The sequence below is a fragment of the Bradyrhizobium sp. TM233 genome, from assembly GCF_036247965.1.
Taxonomy (GTDB): Bacteria; Pseudomonadota; Alphaproteobacteria; order Rhizobiales; family Xanthobacteraceae; genus Bradyrhizobium; species Bradyrhizobium ottawaense.
The window spans coordinates 1-494 of record NZ_BTIG01000039.1 but is presented as its reverse complement, the minus strand read 5'-3'; the positions used below and the strand labels follow the sequence as shown (position 1 = coordinate 494).

The 494-nt window shown below is 57.7% G+C and carries 2 protein-coding genes; both read left to right on the top strand.

Annotated features, from left to right (window positions below):
* On the top strand, nt 1-102 hold a 102-nt coding region (locus AABA86_RS32960), incomplete at its 5' end, for a hypothetical protein (protein ID WP_338309721.1).
* Between the two features lie 244 nt (nt 103-346).
* A partial coding sequence (locus AABA86_RS32955; protein ID WP_338309720.1) for an HU family DNA-binding protein occupies nt 347-494 on the top strand: 148 nt, incomplete at its 3' end.

The window sequence follows — 494 nt, the reverse complement described above, 5'->3', positions numbered from 1 at the left end:
ACCGTGCTCGACGAGCTCGAACGGCGCGACCTCAAGCGTGGTCTCGTCACCATGTGCGCCGCCGGCGGCATGGCGCCGGCCATCATCATCGAGCGCATCTAGCGCGAGCGAAGCTCGTCGCTTGTCGAAAGCGGCGAATCAGCTTTAGCAAGGTTGCGTGCGGGCCTTTGAAACAAGGCAAAATCCGCTGCTCGAGGCTTCTTCCGCTCCGGAAGCAGCTAAAACGCAGGGTTTTTTGCCACATGGGGCCAAAAAAGCCCGTAAAACCGCGACAAAACTGTGCAGAAGGCTATAGGCCTTCGCCGGTTGGTCTAATATGCAGCCGTCACGAATCAGAGGAGACACGATGGCAACCCAAATGTCCAAATCGCAGTTGATCGAAAAGATTGCGACCGCCACAGAGCTTTCCAAGCGCGACGTCAAGAACGTCATGGAGACGCTGACCGACGTCGGTCACAAGGAGCTCAAGAAGAACGGCCTGTTCCTGGTGCCGG